The sequence below is a fragment of the Paraburkholderia sediminicola genome (genome assembly GCF_046026895.1).
GTDB classification, from domain to species: Bacteria; Pseudomonadota; Gammaproteobacteria; order Burkholderiales; family Burkholderiaceae; genus Paraburkholderia; species Paraburkholderia sediminicola_C.
In genome coordinates this window covers 42,707-62,161 of the sequence record NZ_JAQQEU010000008.1, presented here as the reverse complement: position 1 = coordinate 62,161, position 19,455 = coordinate 42,707, and the positions used below count along the sequence as shown (strand labels likewise).

Sequence of the window (19,455 nt, the reverse complement as noted above, 5' to 3'; positions counted from 1 at the left end):
ATGTCTTGGTATTAAACCCGGAATGTCAGCTCTAGCTCGACCGTTCCAATACGACCCTGACGAGACATTCGACCTTCCGAGTCGCAGCCTTCAGCTCACAGGCGTGGAACGGCCATTCGAACCAGTACGCTTCGGCACGAGGCGAATTAGCACGATCGATCCAAAGCTGTCCTTCCGATCCGGGAAAGGCAATCGCGCATAGAAGACGGGCAGTGGCCGAATTGTTTCGATGTCGGACCTTGGTCCGATATCGGCATCCTCACTACTCGCATAGACTATCTTCTGGGCGAGCGTGGTTGATCACGCGCTCCTGGACGAGGCGCGTAGACGAAATCAAGAAGCATGGCTTGCGTGCGGAAGCGCCGATCCTGGAACTTTTCCAGACCGGTAGCCTCATTGTGAGAATGCGAGGGTAATCCCATGAACAAATGTCTTTGGTATGCGATGACCTACAAGTCGACCTTCAACAGCGACTCACTGATTCGCGAATTTGAAAACGGCGATTGATTGCGTTTATCGATCGCCACACCCGCCAGCTGTGGCATTTTCCTCGTGCCACGCGCCAACCCTAATTTAGGGCGCGGCCGTCGCTGCGTTGAACAAAACCAACTCATAAATGAAGATGAAGATGAAGAGCATATTAACCTGACGAAACATAGGGAGCGCAACTATGCAAATGAAGCAGCGTTTTGCTGCGGAAATGTTTGGCACTTGCTGGCTCGTTCTTGGCGGGTGCGGTAGCGCAGTATTGGCCGCCAAATTTCCGGGCACTGGGATCGGCTTTGCAGGCGTGGCGCTCGCTTTCGGGTTGACCGTGCTGACGATGGCCTACACTGTCGGGCACATTTCGGGAGGCCATTTCAATCCGGCGGTAAGCGTAGGCCTGACCGTTGCGGGGAGGCTTTCGGTCCGTGATCTGCTGCCCTATATCATCGCGCAGGTTATGGGGGGCATCCTAGGCGCCTTCTTGCTCTCCGTAATCGCGAATGGTGCGCCCGGGTTCGACGCCGGCGCAAGCGGGTTCGCTACAAACGGCTACGGCGCGCACTCGCCTGGTCACTATTCATTACTGGCGTGCATCGTTTGCGAAGTTGCCATGACGTTTTTCTTCGTACTCGTCATACTGGGGGTCACGGACGGACGGGCCATTTCCGGATTCGCCCCGCTAGCCATCGGCCTCTGCCTCACGCTCATTCACCTCATCTCCATTCCGGTCACGAACACGTCAGTCAATCCTGCACGTTCAACGGGACCCGCATTGGTAGTTGGTGGCGCGGCCCTGTCGCAGTTGTGGCTCTTCTGGGTCGCCCCTATTGCAGGAGCATGCATCGCGGGTTTCGTGTATCCGAGGCTCTTCCCCGAATCGATCGTTATGGTCGCCCCCGGACCGCTCGCGATCGACGCGCCTTAGCCAGAGGGTAAAAAGCGCACAGAATCGTCAAGTTGGGGCGTCACTTAGCCCTTCATTAGCCCCTTCGTTACCGGCTTTAACGTGGACAACCGGAGCGACCCAAACGATCCCGGCCAGATCCTCCTTTGTCGGTGCTCAAGCCGCCGATAGCACGATGGCGGTCTAGCGCCTGATAGCACGCAACGCAGAAGCTAATCGCAATACGCGGCACTGCGCAATCTTGCCCATCGGCTGAGCGCAAGCTGTTCGGGGAGATTCGACATGCGAGTTTGCATCGGGGCCGAACCTTTACGCAGTAAGGGAAAATCTGTGGCCGGCGAACACGGCGGACGTGCCGTCTGCGACGGGCAGAGGCCGTGATGGCCGTCTCGGCGACAGTAATGGCCCCTCGCCGACCCGCACCGGTCAGTTGCGGTAGCGGGTGCGACCACTGCGAGCAACGGTATCGCCCCAATTCGACTAGTCTTGTCTAAACACTCGATCTTGCTCATGAACGTCGTCCGCCCACTTAAACGCGACTTTGGCAGGCCCGGTCATGGCTGGCGGCGGCGCCTATACGCCATCGTTGTTGAAGCCGAGACGGACGCCGGGCGGCGCTTCGATGCCTTGCTGCTGTCGGCAATCATACTCAGCGTCGCTGTCGTCATGCTGGACAGTGTCGAGGCTGTTCGCGCCCGTGAATTGGTAGTACTCGATGTTCTAGAGTGGCTCTTTACGCTGCTGTTCACTGCCGAATACATTCTCCGGCTCCTTTGCGTGGAACGTCCGTTGCGTTATGCATTGAGCTTTTTCGGTGTCGTCGACCTCATATCGATCCTGCCAACCTATCTGGCCATTCTCCTGCCAGGCTTTCATGTCCTCGTGGACATCAGGCTGTTGCGCATGCTGCGCATCTTCCGCATCCTGAAGCTGCCCTTGTACTTCGACGAGTCCCAGGTTCTCTGGCGCGCGTTCGTCAGGAGTCGGCACAGGATCATGGTGTTCCTCGGTGTCGTGCTGATTCTAATCGTGGTACTCGGCACGGTTATGTATCTTGTCGAGGGACCGTCGAACGGCTTCACGAGCATCCCGGTCAGCATGTACTGGGCTGTGGTCACCATGACCACCACAGGCTACGGTGACATTCATCCGAAGACTCCGCTCGGGCAATTCGTCACGTCGTTGGCCATCCTGCTCGGCTATGGCGTAATTGCGTTCCCGGCGGGCATGGTCGGTGGAGAAATGGTCACGGCGATGCGACAGAGGCAGCAGCCCGCCCGCGCCTGTCCGCACTGCCATACCGCAGGGCACGATGGTGACGCAATCTATTGCAAACACTGTGGCGCACAGCTTCCCCCCAATTGACGGTCGATAGCCGGGTCACCCACAGCGAACGGCTCTGATGCAATGGACGAGACTTCTCTGACCGCTCAGCTGCGCTCGCGAAAATGGCGTCACCTGCCGCTTGCGCCGTATTGGTATTTGGCAGCGTCCCATGACCCTGAGAAAACGAAAGTCGACGGAATGAACAGGCCGCCGGTGTCAAGGTATCGCGGTCAATGAGCGTCCTGACGACTTGCCATTGCGGTATCACCGTCTGCGAGATCAGCGGCGAAAAGGTCGCCGTGGCGAAACCTTTCATCCGTCGACCAACGAACGTTCATCTTCCCAAGTCCAATGACCGTTTTGAGAGACCGAAGCCGACGCCTGAGCGTCCGCCCCACTGCACTTCTGAATGACGCTTGATGGCCGGAAGTACGCGTTCTCAAAAACCGCCGGAAAGCTGCCATTGAGAATTCCACATCCTCACGGCGGCACCTTCGTCGAACTGGTGCTATCGGCCATGATACGTCATTCGTCGCACTATTCTCCGCGCGTTCAGGTAGCGTCGTAACCACTTGCGAAGTGTCGGCCTTGAGATACCACACCGCGCGCATACGAGACCGGCGTTGCCGGTCTCTTGATACATCAACACCCACCGCAATCGGGTCGCAATCTCACGGTCCATCGCTCAATTTTAGTTGAAACGATGTGTGTAAATCACACGGCTCACGCGCGTCATGACGTTGCCCGTCTGTGTCTAACACCGCCTTCGTCGCCCCAACGGCGAGATAGTCTGCCCACGTTGCCTGCCTCTCCAGGAAAACCGGCGGCGCAGCAGCTCAGTACGCTCTAGCGCTTTCTACTGGGGGGAAGGCGGATTCAAAAGCTTACTCAACGGCTTCAGTGGGCCTATTGGGAGGAGCGAGAATGTCATTAACTGCGCTTTCCCCAAGGGAAGTGCCTCAAGCATTTCATGCGCTTGACTTACGTCCGTAACGTTCAGGATGAACGCCACCCCAGCCCGGTCTTGCAGTGAATACCACTGGTCGATCTTGCCTTCGAGGTAGAGCTGCGCCGTCTCGCGAACTTCGGTCGGAAGAATGTGTTGGACAAGTTGCGTGTCCGTGCCCGGCGGAAAGGTGCCAATCGCCAATATCTTTGTGGTTGGCGTGGTTGGCATCGGAGCAGGTTGCGCCACGGAGAGTCCGGCAGAAGCGACCAGCACAGAGGCTGTAGTCAAATTAAGAAAAAGGCGTTTCATCATGTCCTGTTCTTGTCGGATTAGCCTGAAAGCCGCTGCGAGCCGCCGCCGGCTTTATGCATCGCGCGATAGTGTTCGCGTACGCCATCAAGTGCATCAGTCATTGCAAATTCCTCGCTGCTTCGATCGACAGATCGTTCGTTATGGCAACTCTTCAATACCCGGAGGCTGGCGCGAGGCCACACCGGATGCCGTACTCAGCGCTGCGGCTTCTGGTCCCGTCAGATAGCAATCGCGGAAGCGCTCCTCGACGCGTTCCCACATCCGTTTCGAAAACAGCAGCGCTGCGTTGATCGGGCGATGATTGATGACCACGGAATCCGTCTCGCCCTGTTCGTTCAGATGCGCGACGACCACCGTTTCGATCGGCACGCCCTGGATCTGCGACCGATAGGATTCCATGTATAAACCGTTGCCGATCTCGCCCTTGTAGCTGTGATGCTGGAATTCGTAGAGCGAAACCGCGTGTTGGATCACGGAGAGAATATCGGCTCGTCCCTCGATCGGACGCTTCAGGACGGTGGCTTCGAGCGTCGCGTTTTCGGCGAGCCTCGCCAGCCAGAGCGGCGGACCGTCTGCGGCCGCGAGCACGCGGGCCGTGTCGTTGAATTTCATGCTGGGCGCTCCAGTTCCGGTTTGCTCGTCATGCCTGCGCTAGCAGCATTGAGCGCTGCTTCGAGCGTGATGCGCGCCTTTTCGAGGCGGCGTCGCGCGAGGCGTCCATCGCCCGCGCCGCGCTCAGACTCGCCCGCCAGCAGCGCATGAATATCGGGCAGCATCCAGATCGCGCCGCGCGTCCCCCAGGCGCCATCCGGAATCTCGGTCGGGAACACCCAGACGCGCGGCGCGACGTCATCGAACGGCCGGTTCTCCGCGCGCGCCACCGCTTCCGTGACGTTTATAACGAGCGAGCGACGCGATTCGTCGGTGTATTGCCCTTCGGGCGCAGACGGAATGATCCGGTAGCGTATCGTGTTCGTGCGTTCGCCGCCGATGTAGATCGCAGCAGGCCGATGAAGATGGAACACGGTGACACGCTGTGCGATCGGATTGGCGGGATCGTACCCTTCCGCCTTGATGAGGATGTCGGTCAGTTCCTTGACGAGGCGCGCTTCGGCCTCGGGCGTCAAGGCGTCTTCGGGCCACAATGCATCGATCATTGGCATGGTGCTGCTCCTGCTTTCAGGTCATTGGATGTGGCCATGATCTGGGTTTACTCCGGCGGCAGGAAGTGGCAGTATCGCCATTATTCGTGGAATTTTAGACACGCAATGGCCATCATCCGCATCTGGGCCTATGACGGAATCCTCGCTTCCGGCGTTGCGGGCCCTGTTGACGTCTTTAGCGCGGCCAATCAGTTCCATGCGCGCAAGGCTGCGCCGGGCACGACATCATCCGCGCCCGTGTTTGCATGGCGCGTTGAGTCTCTCGACGGGCATCCCGTCACGGCTGCGTCGGGCCAGACCATTCACGTCGACGGCAAGATCGACCCGCGCAAACGGGCGGACGCCGTTCTGCTGACGGCACCGTTTTTCTCGAACATCGACGAGTTCATCGGGCGCCGCGAGCAGTTAAACGCGCTGTCTTCCGCACTGCGGCGTCAACGCAAGGCAGGTGCCGTGCTGGCGGCTTATTGCACGGCCAACTACCTGCTCGCCGAGGCGGGCCTGCTGGATGGCCGCGCCGCAACGACGCACTGGGCGAGAGCCGCGGACTTCGCGCGCCGCTATCCGCGAGTCGAAGTTCGCGCACAGGAACTGCTGATCGCGCAAGACGGCATCATCTCGGGCGGTTCCGTGACGTCGTATCTGAATCTCGCGGTGCGGCTCGTCGAAACATTCGCCGGCGAAGAACTGGCCACGATGACCGCGAAAGCGCTGTTGATCGACATGAACCGGACTTCGCAGGCTTCCTTTGCAACGCTTCTCGACGAACATGGGCATACCGACACGCTCGTCGCGCGCGCCCAGCAACAGATGGAGGCTACGTTGCAGCAGGGATTCCGGTTGAGCGATCTGGCGGCGTCGCTTGCTGTCAGCGAACGCACGCTCAATCGACGTTTCAAGGACGCCGTCGGGCTCGCACCGTTGACGTATCTGCAGAATCTGCGCATCGAGGTCGCGAAAAGGTTGCTGGAAACGCGGCCAATTGGGCTTGAGGCGGTGAGTCAGCGGGTCGGTTATGGCGATATCAGCACATTTCGGCAATTGTTCAAGCGCAAGCCCGGGTTGTCGCCCAGTGAATATCAAATGCGGTTCTCGCGTGCCGCGGCGGAGAATATAGAAGCCGAGTCAGGCCGCAACGGCGGCTGAGGCCTCGCGAGATCATCACGCCGCAGCCCTCGTCATTTCCCTCCCTGTTTCTCCGCACTGTCCTTTTGTATCCCAACGTATCTACACCAGATAGGGATACGCACTCTTACATAAAACCGACTTTCGGACATAAGCGGGATACTTTCATCCGCTCAAATACGCCCATCGCGAGCAAAACACCGCACCGCAAAAACTGGGGCTTACCGAGGTAGTGCATATGCAACACGGGTCGAACGGAACCGTTGAACCGGACCGCACCGCGGATGAACCGCCGAGCAGCCAGATTGCGCGCAATTGTCTGCTGACGCGCGCCCGGCAGATCTCCCGCGTCCTGACTTCCGTCTATGACGATGCGTTGCGTCCGTTCGGCATCGTGGCGCCGCAGTTCTCATTGCTCGTGCTGATCGCGGAGTTCGGGCCCGTTAGCCGCTCGGATCTGGGCCGACGGAATCATCACGAGCGCTCGACGCTGACGAGGAATCTGCAGCCGCTGATCGCGCAGGGCTGGGTTGCCGAGGGCGTCCCGGCAAGCGATGGTCGAAGCCGCCCTCTCTCGCTCACGCACGAAGGCAAGATGCTGCTCAAAACCGCCACGAGCGCGTGGTCGGCTGCACAGGGCCACGCGACGCGTCTCCTCGGCGAAGGCGGCGCCCATGAGCTCATGAATATCGCGCGCAAATTGCCGCTGCGCATGGTCTGAAGTTTTTCGGTCGATGTTGCATGTGCAAGATTGACCAACGCCTGGTACCCTCCCCCCGTCAAGGAGTTTGTCATGAAAGTCGTCAGAGCCGCCGCCGTCCAGTTCAGCCCGGTGCTCTATAGCCGTGAAGCAACCGTCGCCAAGGTCGTGCAGAAGGTCCACGAACTCGGCAAGAAAGGCGTGCAGTTCGCCACCTTCCCCGAAACGGTCGTGCCTTATTACCCTTACTTTGCGGCCGTCCAGACGGGCATCGAGCTTCTGTCGGGCACCGAACATCTGCGCCTGCTCGAACAGGCTGTGACTGTGCCGTCCGCTGCCACCGACGCGATCGGCGAAGCCGCGCGAAAGGCCGGCATGGTCGTGTCCATTGGCGTCAATGAGCGCGATGGCGGCACGCTGTACAACACCCAATTGCTCTTCGATGCTGACGGTACGCTGATCCAGCGCCGCCGCAAGATCACGCCGACGCATTTCGAACGCATGATCTGGGGCCAGGGAGATGGCTCGGGCTTGCGTGCAGTCGACAGCGCAGTCGGCCGCATCGGCCAGCTCGCATGCTTCGAGCACAACAACCCGCTCGCCCGCTACGCGATGATCGCCGACGGCGAGCAGATCCATTCGGCGATGTATCCGGGCTCCGCCTTTGGCGAAGGCTTTACCCAGCGCATGGAAATCAACATCCGCCAGCATGCGCTCGAATCCGGCGCGTTCGTCGTCAATGCAACGGCGTGGCTGGACGCAGACCAGCAGGCGCAAATCATGAAAGATACCGGTTGTGGAATCGGCCCGATCTCGGGCGGCTGCTTCACCACGATCGTCGCTCCTGACGGCATGCTGATGGCCGAGCCGCTTCGCTCGGGTGAAGGCGAAGTGATCGTCGATCTCGACTTCACGCAAATCGACCGCCGCAAGATGCTGATGGACTCGGCCGGCCACTACAACCGCCCCGAATTGCTGAGTCTCATGATCGACCGTACGCCCACCGCGCATGTTCACGAACGCGCTTCGCACCCGATGATCGTCAACGACCAGGGTTCCGACGATCTACGCACCCAGGCTGCGTGACCTGCGAACTTCGAATTGCCCCTCTATCGGAGGAGTTGCTTTGAAAGCAATGATCAGGACCGGCTGCGCGAGCATCGTCGTTGCGGCGCCAACGGCGGCCGCCTCGCCCGGCTACACGCAGACGTTCGCAACGAATGCACCCGTCGCAACGCATGCGCGCAGGTCCGCGGTCGCAAAGACCGACATCTCGGACGGCACGCTGGTGAAGTCACTGCCCGGTGGTATCAGGCCTTCCCTCAGGACGTCAGCGACAACAAGGATTATGGCCCGCTGCAAGTGCCCGTTCTCGTGATGGGCGGTCCCGCATACAAGTGGATGAAAATGGTCGTCGGCGAAAAAGCGATCAATATGAGCGCCGTCGACGTAGAAAACAGTGTGCACTAAGGAGCAGCCCGAACTCGTTACGAAGACAATGCTCGGCTTTCTGCAAGGCGCACGCGACTGATGACCCGTCGGCGCGTTGATCGACGTATGCACGCGCACATTCTCATCCATAAGTGTGTATATGCATACATAACTAAAGTGAAGTCTCTCCTTGAAAGGTATGTGATATGACAACGAAACCTGCCCATGACGGCCCCATTCTCGTGACGGGTGCCGGAGGCGCGATTGGTGGAATTGGCCGCAACGTGACAACGTCATTGCTCGCGAAGGGCTATAAAGTGCGGGCGCTGGTCCGCAAGGAAGACGATCGCGCGAACGAGTTGCGTCGCCTTGGCGCCGAAGTCGTGGTCGGCGATCTGACCGATCTCACTGCGATGCACCGCGCAATCGAAGGCTGTTCGCGCGTCTACTTCGGCATGTCCGTCTCCGCGGCCTATCTCGAAGCAACCGTCAATTTTGCTGCGGTGGCGCGTCATCACGGCGTCGAAGCCATCGTGAACATGTCGCAAATGACGGTCACGGAAATGAGCATTACGGAGACGACCGACAGCCCCCAGCACAAGCTGCACTGGCTAGCCGAACAGGTCTTGCAGTGGTCGGGGCTGCCCGTGGTCACGGTACGGCCGACGGCGTTTCTCGAGAGTTTTTTCCTGACGCTCGGCGCAGCGGGCGTGCGCGAGAACGACGAACTCGCGTTGCCGCTCGGCAACAGCAAGACATCGCCCATTTCAGCCATCGACGTCGCAAATGCGGTTTCGGTGATTCTCGAAGATCCGGCGCCGCATATCGGCAAGATCTATAACCTGACGGGCCTCGAATCAAATGATCTCGAGCAGGCCGCGCGCGTCTTTTCGGAAGCGCTCGGCCGGCCCATCCGTTACCGGAATGTGCCTGTCGCGCCGTGGTCGGACAACTTGCGCGAACTCGGCATTCCCGCCCACGTCGTCGATCATCTGGCCGTAATGGCCGACCTGCACGTTCAGGGACGATACGACCGCATGACGAACGACCTGTTCGAACTCACGGGCCGCAAACCCATGAGCATGTACGACTTCGTGAAACTGCACATCGCAGACTTCACCCGCAACGCAAGACGCTGATCCAAGACAGGAGACGATCCCATGTCAAAAGACACGCCCCAATCCTCATCGCGCCGGCACTTTGTCGGTATGGCCGCCGCGGCGCTCGCGGCAGGCTCGCTGAGCCGGCTCGCCTTCGCGGAAACGAGCCCGGCAATCGGCAAGATCACCGAACCCGCGAACGGCGACAAGACGGCGATCCGGCCGTTCCTCGTTCACGTCCCCGACTCGCAGCTCGTCGACATGCGGCGCCGCATCAAGGCCACGCGCTGGCCGGATCGCGAGACGGTGCCCGACGAATCACAAGGCATTCAGCTCGCCACCATTCAGGGACTCGCGCAATATTGGGCAACCGGCTACGACTGGCGCAAATGCGAAGCGCGGCTGAATTCGTATCCGCAGTTCATCACTGAGATTGACGGACTCGATATCCATTTCATCCACGTGCGGTCGAAGCACGAAAACGCCATGCCATTGATCGTGACCCACGGCTGGCCCGGCTCGGTCATCGAACAGTTCAAGATCATCGACCCGCTCGTCAATCCGACTGCGTACGGCGCGCCGGCTTCGGATGCCTTTCATCTCGTGATTCCATCATTGCCCGGTTACGGCTTTTCGGCGAGACCTACCATAACGGGCTGGGGACCGGAGCGCACCGCGCGCGCGTGGGTCACATTGATGAAACGCCTCGGCTATGAGCGCTTTGCTTCGCAGGGCGGCGATCTCGGCGGGATTGTCACGAACATCATGGCCAAACAGGCGCCGCCCGAACTGATCGGCATTCATGTGAACTTCCCTGCCTCCGTTCCGGCGGAGATTCTGAAGTCGCTGGCCGCCGGCGACGCAATGCCTGCCGGCTTATCGGACGAGGAAAAGCACGCGTATGAGCAGTTGAGTGCCAACTTCAAAAAGAAGCGCGGCTACGCTTTCGAAATGGGCACGCGCCCGCAGACGCTGTACGGACTCGCCGACTCGCCCGTCGCGCTGGCTTCCTGGCTACTCGACCACGGCGACGGCTACGGCCAGCCCGCGGCGGCGTTGAGCGCAGCCGTGCTCGGTCATCCCGTCAACGGTCATTCAGCCGGCGCGCTGACGCGAGACGACATACTCGACGACATCACGCTTTACTGGCTGACCAACACCGGCATCTCGGCGGCGCGTTTCTATTGGGAGTCGCACGCGAATTTCTTCCTCGCGGCCGATGTCAGCGTGCCCGCCGCTGTGAGCGCTTTTCCGGGAGAAAACTATCAGGCGCCGAAGACCTGGACCGAAAAGGCCTATCACAATCTGATTTACTTCAACAAACCCGAAACGGGCGGCCACTTCGCGGCATGGGAAGAACCGATGATCTTCGCGCACGAAGTGCGCACAGGGTTAAGGCCCTTGCGCGCCTAAAGTGCGAAGCGCTCCGACGCGCATGCGTGGGAGCGCTCCTCGATGTAATCGTGCTAGTCGGATCCATGCGATGTTGTTCGGATTGAACCGCCGTTTGGTTCGGCCCCGGGTCCGCTTGCGAAACACGGGTGCAACGTGAGCGCGCCGTCTTCCACCCGCACCGCACCGGGCGCGATCCGGTCCGGACACTCGGCGACACATGCGTCGAGTTCGTCGTTGATGGTGCGCTCGCGCCACCAACCGTTGGCGAGGCTCGCCGCCCTGCGCGGCGCAATCAGAACGGCGTCGAACTCCATTCGCGGGCCGTCGAGGCCGAAGGTTTGACGGACGCAGCAGTGGGCCGTGCTCGGCGCGCTGTCGCGGCCCGAGGCGGAGAAGGGAATGAGCGTCGGCGACCTGGCGCGTTATCTGATGGTGAGCCGGCAGAATCTGTCCGGCCTGATTAGCCGGATGGAGCGTGACGGCCATCTGACCGGCACCGCGGACGGCCGGGACCGCCGCTCGCGTCTGATCACCATGACCACGTCAGGGCGCAAGTTACGGCTTCATCAGGCCACCCCAAAGATTCACGGCTATTACGAGCAGGTGCTGGAGAACTTCTCGACGGATGACGTCACGCACACGCTGCATTACCTGCTCAAGCTGCTCGACAATATGAAGCGCCTCGACGAAGCGTCGAGAGAAGCGAATGAAGGTGAGGAAGGGTGACACGTGTCGCCGATGTGGACGGCGAGCGCGTCGCGCGTGCGATACGGCGCGCCGTTCGCTCAGATCACGACGGCGCCGGTCATCAGACCGACGAGCGCGGCAAGGGCGCCGCACACCGCCACCGCAAAGATGATCCACTCGGCGCGGACAAAGACCGGCAAGCCGCGCTCGCGTCTGGCGAGGATGAACAGCACGGTGCCCGGCGCGTAGAGTAGCGCCGACATCATCAGGAATTTGGCGCCGCCCGCGAATAGCAGGAACACTGTATAGAGCGTCGCGAATGCGGCGATAAAGTAGTCGCGGCGCAATGCGTTGCGCTGCGCACCACCCTCTTCGATGTCATGACGTGCCGCCTTGATGCCGTAGGCGGCGACAAGAAAATACGGAATCAGCGCCATCGAACTGGTGAGGTTGATCATCAGCGCAAAAGCGTCGATCGACCAATACGTGCTGATCACGAACAGCTGTACCACGGTACTCGTCAGCCAGATCGCGGCGACTGCCAGCTTGCGCTCGTTTTGCTGGAAGAATATTCGCGGCATCGTGCCGGTGCGCGCGGCGGCGAACAGCACTTCGGCGCAAATGAGCGACCACGCGAGGTACGCACCGAGAATCGAAAGGATCAACCCCGCGCCGATGAATACCGAGCCAAACGGTCCAAGCAAAGCGCCGAGCACGGCCGCCATCGACGGCTGGCGCATCACCGCGATGTCCGCGCGCGGCAACGCCGCGTAGGGCAGCAGCGTCACCAGAACCAGCAGACACAACACCGCGACGAAGCCGGAGAGCGTGGCGGCGCCCGCATCCGAGCGCCGCCTTGCATAGCGCGAATAGACGCTCGCGCCCTCGATGCCGACGAATACGAACACGGTGATCAGCATCGTGGCCCGCACCTGCGAAAACAGTCCCGCCGACAGTGCATCGCTGCCCTCCCACAGGTTCGCGCGCAACATGTCGGCGCGAAACAGCACGATCGGAATGACCTTGGCCACCGTGACGATAGTGTTGATCATCGTGGCTTGCTGCACGCCTCGCAGCATCACGAAATGAAACAGCCAGATGCCGACCGACGACACGACAATCGCCGTGAGCGTATTGCCGTTGCCGAACGCCGGAATGAATGCCCCGAGCGTCGACTTGATCAGCACCCAGTACGAGACGTTGCCGAAACAGCCCGCCATCCAGTAGCCGAACGCGGAGAGAAAGCCCGCATAGTCGCCGAAGCCCGCTCTCGCATACGCGAACACGCCTGCGTCGAGTTCTGGGCGCCGTTCGGCCAGCGCCTGGAAAACACGCGCCAATGCATACATGCCGATACCGGCCACGCACCACGCGATAATCGCGCCGAGCGGCCCCGTCGCTCGCGCGAAGTTACGCGGCAGCGAGAAGATGCCCGCGCCCACCATTGATCCGACGACCATCGCGGTCAATGCGGGCAGCGACAGTTTTGTCTCGACCTGGGACGCCATGGCTCACCATTCAGAAAGGAGAGTTCTTCCGGTAAGAGACGAATGCGAAAGAGCATCGCGACTCGCCACTGCGCTGGGCGATGGCGCGCTGCGCACGCGGCACGCCGCTATTCGCCCGTTACTGCGAGACCGGTGCGCTCGCTGTTGCGGGTCCCGCTGGAGGCTGCGGCGTACTCGCGTTCGGCTGACCCGCCGTCCAACCGCCGCCCATTGCCCTGAACAGAGCAAACTGGGCTTGCAACTCGCCCACCTGCTCGCGCACTTGCGACGACTGGCTTTCGAGCAGCGCAACACGCACCTGGTCGATATCCAGGCGGCCCGTGTCGCCCACTTCGAAGCGACGCTGCACCTGAGTCAACTGGGTGCCCCGCTGCGTGACTTCCTCGTTGCGCGCGGCAATGAGTTCGTCTTGCCGGTTCAAGCGTGCGAGCGCGCGCTCCACGTCGTACAGTGCACCCAGTGCGGTCTTTTCGTAATTGAGCATGGCTTGCTGCGCCTGGGCATCCATCGACTCTACCTGCGCACGCCGGGCGCCGAAATCAATCAGCGGCATCGCCATCGCTGCGCCGAACAGCCAGAAGGTGCTGGGGCCAAGGCTCTGGCCGGCCAGTTCCCAACCATTGCGCGCGAGCAGCCCGCTCAGCGAGATGGTCGGCCAATAGTTGAGGCGTGCGACATCCGTCTGCTTGACCGCCGCATTCACACGAGCTTGAGCCGCAATCAGATCGGGCCGCCTCATCAGCAGATCGACAGGCTGTCCTGGCGCGATCGTGCCGAGTGCTTGCATCAGCGTATCGCTCTCGTCGAGGATTCCCGCGAAATCTTGCGGTTGCACGCCGCAAAGATTCTGCAAGTTCAGGCGAGCCTGCGCGATACCGTTCTGAACTTCCACCAGACGTGCGTCGACCTGTGCAAGGCCGGCGCGGGCCGCCTGGACGTCGGTGCTGAGCACCACCCCGGCGGCAAAACTTTTCTCAGCGATGCTGACGAAGTCGGTGGCGATCGAATGGCTCTGTTGAAGCAGCGTGCGCTGGCGCAACAGTCCGCGATAAGTCACGTAAAGATCGGCAACGCTCGACACCACGCTCAGGCGCACCGCTTCGGCGTCGCCGGCGGCCGCGCGCGCCTGTTCGCGCGTCGCCGAGAGGCGCGCGCGTCCCTGACCGAACAGGTCGATTTCCCATTGGGCCTGTAGCCCGAGTCGCCAGAAACTCGCGTCGGTGTTCTGGATGCCCAGCACTTCCTGGAATTCGAGTTGCGTCTCACCGCCGTGGTATTTGGCGCCGCTGACTGAGGCGCCAATGGACGGAAACAACTGCGAGCGAGCCGCCCGAATCCCGGCTTGCGCCTGATCGACGCGGGCATACGCAATGAAGATATCGAAGTTGTGCGCGAGCGCAAGTTCCACCAGACGCGTCAGCGCGGGGTCGTTGTATTGGGTCCACCACGTCGCCAGTTCTTGCGGGGACATGGGTGCCGCCGCCGCGCTCGGCGTCTCCGAGTACTGCGCAGGGAGCGTGGCCGGCTTATGGAGTTGCAACGAGCCCGTGCATCCCGCCTCCAGCAGCAGGGCCGCGACCGCAAGAACGTAGTAATGCCGCGCGCGCATCATGTCGCGTCCGGGCGTTGACCCGGCTCCCATTCCGCTTCCTTGATCGAAAACAGCAGCGCGTACAGTGCGGGCACGGCGACCATCGTAAGGATGGTGGCAAAGGCCAGACCCGACATGATCGTAATCGCCATGTCCCTGAAGAACGGATCCCACAGCAAAGGCACCATGCCGAGCGCCGTCGTCCCCGCGGACAGCGCGACCGGCCGAAGCCGGCTCATCGATCCCAGCGTCACCGCCTGCATGCGAGGCACACCGCTGGCAATCTGCTCGTCGATCTCCTGCACCAGCACGACGCCGTTCTTGATGAGCATGCCGATCAGGCTGAGGAGCCCCAGCAAGGCCATGAAGCCGAACGCGCCGCGGAACAGCAACAGACCGAGGGTCACGCCGCAGATCGACATCGGCACCACGAGCAACACGACGAGCGCGGGTTTGAGCCGCCCGAACATCATCAGAACCAGTAGCGCCATGCCGACGAAACTCAGCGGCAGCTGCCGGAACAGGCTTTCCTGCGCACGGGTCGACGATTCATGTTCGCCGCCCCATTCAAAGCGATAACCGGAAGGCAGCTTGATGTTCTCGACCCCGGATCGTATGCGGCGGAACGCGTCGACACTGTTCTGGCCGTAGACCGGATTGGCGGAGACCGTCAGCGTGCGGATGCGGTCTTCGCGCGCGATCGCGCCTTCCTCGGGGGCGACCTCGAAGCCGTCGACCACATCTCCCAACGGCACATAGCGGCGCAAACCCGCGCTGAAAACCTGTATGTCCTGCAGACCCGCAACACCCTGCGCGAAATCGGGCGAGCGCAACACGATTGGCAGCAACTGGTCGTTCTCGCGATAGATGCCGGCGGTCAGCCCTTCGGTCGCGTAGGCCAGCATGTCGTTGACCTGCCGTCGCGTGACGCCTGCCGAACGCGCACGCGACTCGTCAAAGCGCGGCCGCACGACACTGATCGGATTTTCCCAGTCGTCACGGATCGCGATGATGCGGCCATCGGCCCTCAGCACGTCCTTCGCCTCTTGCGACAAGCGGCGTAGCACCGCCGGGTCCGGACCGGAAAAGCGTGCCTGAATCGCGGCGCCGCCGCCTGGTCCGAAGTTCGGACGCGTGATGGTCCAGTGCTCTTCAGGGAAGCGCTTCTTCAGATCCGCCTCGATCTCGGGGATCATGTCGTCGATGAGATTCGGGTCCGTCACGCCGACAATGAACTGCGCATACGACGCATCCCGCGTCTCCGGATCGTACAAAAGGAAAAAGCGCGTGGCCCCACCGCCTATGTACGTGCCGACCTGGGTGACGTCTTTATGCTTCAGCAGAATCTTTTCCACCTGCTGACTCTTCTCGGTCACCGCGCGAATATCCGCGCCGCGTGGCAAACGCATGTCGACATAGAAAATCGGCGTGGTCGACGCTGGGAAAAAGCTCTGTTTAACGAAACGAAATGCCCATCCCGCCAGCACGGTCAGCACGACGAGCACGGCGATCACGCCCACTCGCCGTCTCGTGACCCATGAAAGCAGGCCGCCATAACGCTGGTACATCTTCCCCTTGAACGGGTCTTCCTGCGGGCCGCTTGCGGGCTTGAAAAGATAGGTGCCAAAGAGCGGTGTCAAGCCGATCGCGATCACCCAACTGAACAGCAGCGAAATCGCCGCCACCGCGAACAGTGACGCGCAGAATTCGCCGACCGCATCCGGCGACAGGCCGATGCCCGAGAAAGCGAGAATCCCGACCACCGTCGACGCAAGCAGGATCCATTGGCTCTGCTTGAGCACCTCGGTCGCGGCATCGAGATGCGACATGCCTCGCTGCACGCGGACCAGCATGCCTTCGCAAACCACGATGGTGTTATCGGTCAACATGCCCATCACGATGATCAGCGCACCGAGCGAGATCCGCTGCAACTCGATGCCCGCGGCGTACATCACTGCGAGCGTGCCGAGAATCGACAGGAACAGCTCCACCCGAGGATCACGCCTGCACGCCAGCCGAGCCCGATTCCCAGCGCCACGCCGACAATCGCCACGGACAGCAGCACGTCGAAAATGAAACCGCGCACGCTTTCGTCGACCACCTGAGGTTGATCGTAAAGCGAGTTCAGCTTCATGCCGATCGGACGGTCACGTTCCAGTTCGACCATCTTCGCCTTGATCTCCTCGCCGACCCTCACCACATTGACGTTTGCGCGCGCGCTGATGCCGATGGTCACGGCCGGTTGACCGTTGTAGTGAATCACGTGCGTGGGGATGGCCGCATAGCCGTGGCTTACGCGCGCGATGTCGCCGAGCAGCAGCGGCCCCGGCGTATTGCCGACCGGCAGCGAACGAATCGCTTGCAGTGAATCGAGCGAGCCCGTCGGCGCGATGCGCAGCGACAGGTCGCCTACGCGCTCGCGGCCCGCCGGACGGATCTCGTTCTGTATGAACAGCGTTTGCGCGAGATCGTCGGTGGAAAGGCTGTTGGAGATCAGTTGCGCCTGGTCGACTTCGACGGCGATCTGCTCCTGCTGCTCGCCGGCAATCACGATGTCGGACACATCGTCGAGCGTCAGCAACTGCTTACGCAACTCCCGCGCATATGCATACAGTTGCGCCTGGGTGTAGCCTTCGCCGGTCAGCACGTAGAACATCCCGTAGACGTCGCCGAACCGGTCCAGCACGATCGTCGGCGCGGCGCCGGGCGGCAGCCTGATTTGCGCATCGGCGGCCGACTTGCGCAACTCGTCCCAGACCTGAGACAGTTGCGCCGACGTATAGGCATCGCGAATCTGCACACGGATCTCCGAATAGCCCGGCAACGAGCGCGATTCCTGTTTCTCGACCTGCGGCATCTGCTGAATCGTGCTTTCCATCCGGTCGGTGACTTCCTGCTCGACCTCGCGTGCACTCGCACCGGGATACAGCGTCACGACGACCGCGGTCTTGATCGTGAACTTCGGGTCCTCCAGCCGGCCAATGTTGAAATACGCGATCAGGCCACCCACCAGCGAAATGACGGTGATCACCCACGCAATGAGCGGCTTCTCGATCAGGGGGCGCGCGAGACTCATTGCGGAGTTTCCATGGGCCGCACCGCCATTCCCTCCTTCATGAACTGCGAGCCGCCTGCCACCACGCGGTCGCCGTCCGCCACTGCTCCCGACACCACCGCGTCATCGTTGCGGATTTCACGAACGTTGACCGGCACTGCATGCACACGGCCTGACGCGGCGTCGTAGCGCCACAGACTGCGCTGACCGTCCGCGCCGACCGCCACGGCGGCCATCGGTATCGCGAAGTAGTTATTGTCACGCTGCACGACCTGGCGAGCGGTGTCCGAAATCTGCACGCGCACGGCCATCCCGGGGAACAGCATGGCCGCGGTGGTGCCTTGCACGGAGAACACGAGCCGGTAGCCGCTCGAGGTCGGCGTGGTCTGCGTGGTCCGTTCGCGGAACAGAAGCGGGAAGCGCGAGTTCGGGCGTTCGGGCAGCCACGCCTCGGCCCTGAGCGTTTTGTCGACCAGCAGCCGCTCCGCGATGCTTTGCGGAAGATCGACCCCGATATCGACGCGGCCGACGTTTTCAAAATTGAGCGCCGGCACGCCAGCCTGCACGACTTGCTGGATCTCGACATTGCGACGCGAGAGCCGTCCGTCGAAAGGCGCAACGAGCCGCGTATTGCGCAGATCGCGGTTCGCCATGTCGCGTTGCGCGCGAGCGGCCTCCGTTGCCGCCGCCAACTGGTCGTAGCCGGCCTGCGACAGGATGCCATCCTTGCGCAGCACGGACTTGCGATTCAGGTCGTCGCTGAGTTGCTGATATTGGGCGCTGGCGCGCTGCAGTTGCAGCTTGTACGGTTCTTCATCGATCCGCGCGATCAGTTGCCCGCGTTTCACCGACGCGCCTTCCAGCACCGCGATCTGCACGACGCGCCCCGCCACCTCGAACGCCAGCGGCGAAATGCTGGTCTGCTCGACACGACCCGTGAAGGTGCGAATAGCGGTGGCATCCGCTGGTGCCACCTTGGTAAGTTGCACGGCCGGCCTGTCATCGCCGCTCACCGTTTCAGCCCGTCTTTGACAGGCCGTGAGTGACAGCGCAAGCACACAACATGTCAACGCGACGCCAGCCCATCGAGGGGCACGGAGTGCATCGATTCGGTAAGCATTCCTGACGTTCTCGGCTGACTTCTCACGCAACCCGTGTCGTTCAAAGGCGGCAATGCACCCCGAGCCTCGACAATATACGGGGCTTTATGTACTGGTCAGAAAATCCGCGGTGTTCCGTATCAGCAGACATGTCATCAGGAATCTGCCGCACCGTCGACGGCCGCCTGCGGCGCCGGCGAGCGAAGCACCGCAAGGCATTCCTTTCGAAGTTGTGTGTTGGTATGAGTTGTGCCTCCACCGTCGAGGCCTGTTCCAGCGTGCGTGAATTCGTCCATGTTGACTCCCCACGCTCCAAGTTGATCCTGCCCGTCACTACACCGGAAAGTCAGTCGGCAAAGCGCCGACCAGGATGATTGAGCAAATCATCCATTGGGATCGAGAGACGATGACTGGAACACCATTGGCATAAGCATCCTGACCCCGGGTTTCAGACATCTGGTCGAAGTGCCAAACCGTGATACGGGTGAGAACTGAAGAAGATGAAGCGGGCACGTTAAAGCCGTTGTACGAAGGTCATTGCGCCAGAACTTCACAACGAAAGCTTTTGCGTGTCGTCTGTTGCTGCGCGCGGCACGGCGGATTCCGTGCGACAAGCGTTCCTG

At 61.2% G+C, this 19,455-nt stretch carries 17 protein-coding genes and 2 pseudogenes; 9 read left to right on the top strand and 10 right to left on the bottom strand.

The features are described 5' to 3' along the window. Positions 1-670: 670 nt before the first annotated feature. Complete coding sequence (gene aqpZ / locus PQR02_RS08085; protein WP_408228065.1) at positions 671-1,411, top strand: aquaporin Z; 741 nt, start codon at positions 671-673, stop codon at positions 1,409-1,411. A gap of 489 nt (positions 1,412-1,900) precedes the next feature. Beyond that, complete coding sequence (locus PQR02_RS08080) at positions 1,901-2,755, top strand: ion transporter (RefSeq protein WP_408228062.1); 855 nt, start codon at positions 1,901-1,903, stop codon at positions 2,753-2,755. A gap of 514 nt (positions 2,756-3,269) precedes the next feature. Here the strand turns inward: PQR02_RS08080 and PQR02_RS08075 are convergent. The 4 genes and pseudogenes from PQR02_RS08075 to PQR02_RS08060 form a co-directional block, all read right to left on the bottom strand. After that, positions 3,270-3,398: pseudogene (locus PQR02_RS08075) on the bottom strand (helix-turn-helix domain-containing protein); the annotation flags it as partial. Positions 3,399-3,572: 174 nt separating this feature from the next. Continuing rightward, positions 3,573-3,977, bottom strand: coding sequence for a hypothetical protein (locus PQR02_RS08070; RefSeq protein WP_408228059.1), 405 nt, complete (start codon positions 3,975-3,977; stop codon positions 3,573-3,575). A 138-nt stretch (positions 3,978-4,115) separates the two neighbouring features. Continuing rightward, on the bottom strand, positions 4,116-4,589 hold the full coding sequence (locus PQR02_RS08065; RefSeq protein ID WP_408228056.1) for a hypothetical protein: 474 nt from the start codon (positions 4,587-4,589) through the stop codon (positions 4,116-4,118). Next, on the bottom strand, positions 4,586-5,140 hold the full coding sequence (locus PQR02_RS08060) for a Tautomerase enzyme (RefSeq protein ID WP_408228053.1): 555 nt from the start codon (positions 5,138-5,140) through the stop codon (positions 4,586-4,588). Before PQR02_RS08060 ends, PQR02_RS08065 begins: the two co-directional genes overlap by 4 nt. 105 nt (positions 5,141-5,245) lie before the next feature. Between PQR02_RS08060 and PQR02_RS08055 the strand changes: the two genes are divergently transcribed. The 6 genes from PQR02_RS08055 to PQR02_RS08030 all read left to right on the top strand — a co-directional run bounded on the left by PQR02_RS08055 (position 5,246) and on the right by PQR02_RS08030 (position 10,909). Next, the gene (locus PQR02_RS08055; RefSeq protein ID WP_408228401.1) at positions 5,246-6,286 is read left to right on the top strand and encodes a GlxA family transcriptional regulator; all 1,041 of its coding nucleotides are present in this window, start codon (positions 5,246-5,248) and stop codon (positions 6,284-6,286) included. A 217-nt stretch (positions 6,287-6,503) separates the two neighbouring features. After that, positions 6,504-6,986, top strand: coding sequence for a MarR family winged helix-turn-helix transcriptional regulator (locus tag PQR02_RS08050; protein ID WP_408228050.1), 483 nt, complete (start codon positions 6,504-6,506; stop codon positions 6,984-6,986). A 72-nt stretch (positions 6,987-7,058) separates the two neighbouring features. After that, positions 7,059-8,051 carry a carbon-nitrogen hydrolase family protein gene (locus PQR02_RS08045; protein ID WP_408228047.1) on the top strand — a complete coding sequence of 331 codons (993 nt, stop codon included), beginning with the start codon at positions 7,059-7,061 and terminating at the stop codon, positions 8,049-8,051. Between the two features lie 15 nt (positions 8,052-8,066). After that, the gene (locus PQR02_RS08040; RefSeq protein ID WP_408228044.1) at positions 8,067-8,435 is read left to right on the top strand and encodes a hypothetical protein; all 369 of its coding nucleotides are present in this window, start codon (positions 8,067-8,069) and stop codon (positions 8,433-8,435) included. Between the two features lie 167 nt (positions 8,436-8,602). Further along, positions 8,603-9,535, top strand: a complete 933-nt coding sequence (locus PQR02_RS08035) for an NmrA family NAD(P)-binding protein (protein WP_408228041.1) — start codon at positions 8,603-8,605, stop codon at positions 9,533-9,535. A 21-nt stretch (positions 9,536-9,556) separates the two neighbouring features. Continuing rightward, positions 9,557-10,909, top strand: coding sequence for an alpha/beta fold hydrolase (locus tag PQR02_RS08030; RefSeq protein ID WP_408228038.1), 1,353 nt, complete (start codon positions 9,557-9,559; stop codon positions 10,907-10,909). A 53-nt stretch (positions 10,910-10,962) separates the two neighbouring features. On the opposite strand, the gene PQR02_RS08025 is transcribed toward PQR02_RS08030, so the two are convergent. Continuing rightward, positions 10,963-11,205, bottom strand: a complete 243-nt coding sequence (locus PQR02_RS08025) for a hypothetical protein (RefSeq protein WP_408228422.1) — start codon at positions 11,203-11,205, stop codon at positions 10,963-10,965. On the opposite strand from PQR02_RS08025, the pseudogene PQR02_RS08020 reads away from it, so the two are divergent. After that, positions 11,206-11,617: pseudogene (locus PQR02_RS08020) on the top strand (MarR family transcriptional regulator); the annotation flags it as partial. A gap of 59 nt (positions 11,618-11,676) precedes the next feature. Here the strand turns inward: PQR02_RS08020 and PQR02_RS08015 are convergent. From PQR02_RS08015 to PQR02_RS07995, 5 genes are all read right to left on the bottom strand, one after another. After that, entirely contained in the window at positions 11,677-13,086 is a 1,410-nt protein-coding gene (locus PQR02_RS08015; RefSeq protein ID WP_408228035.1) for a basic amino acid/polyamine antiporter, read from the bottom strand. A gap of 118 nt (positions 13,087-13,204) precedes the next feature. Beyond that, positions 13,205-14,728, bottom strand: coding sequence for an efflux transporter outer membrane subunit (locus PQR02_RS08010; protein ID WP_408228032.1), 1,524 nt, complete (start codon positions 14,726-14,728; stop codon positions 13,205-13,207). Beyond that, positions 14,695-16,668: an efflux RND transporter permease subunit gene (locus PQR02_RS08005; protein ID WP_408228029.1), complete on the bottom strand. Its 1,974-nt coding sequence runs from the start codon at positions 16,666-16,668 to the stop codon at positions 14,695-14,697. Before PQR02_RS08005 ends, PQR02_RS08010 begins: the two co-directional genes overlap by 34 nt. Next, the gene (locus tag PQR02_RS08000) at positions 16,629-17,753 is read right to left on the bottom strand and encodes an efflux RND transporter permease subunit (RefSeq protein WP_408228026.1); all 1,125 of its coding nucleotides are present in this window, start codon (positions 17,751-17,753) and stop codon (positions 16,629-16,631) included. Before PQR02_RS08000 ends, PQR02_RS08005 begins: the two co-directional genes overlap by 40 nt. Next, entirely contained in the window at positions 17,750-18,721 is a 972-nt protein-coding gene (locus tag PQR02_RS07995) for an efflux RND transporter periplasmic adaptor subunit (protein WP_408228023.1), read from the bottom strand. The genes PQR02_RS08000 and PQR02_RS07995 overlap by 4 nt, the downstream gene beginning before the upstream one ends. Positions 18,722-19,455: the final 734 nt, after the last annotated feature.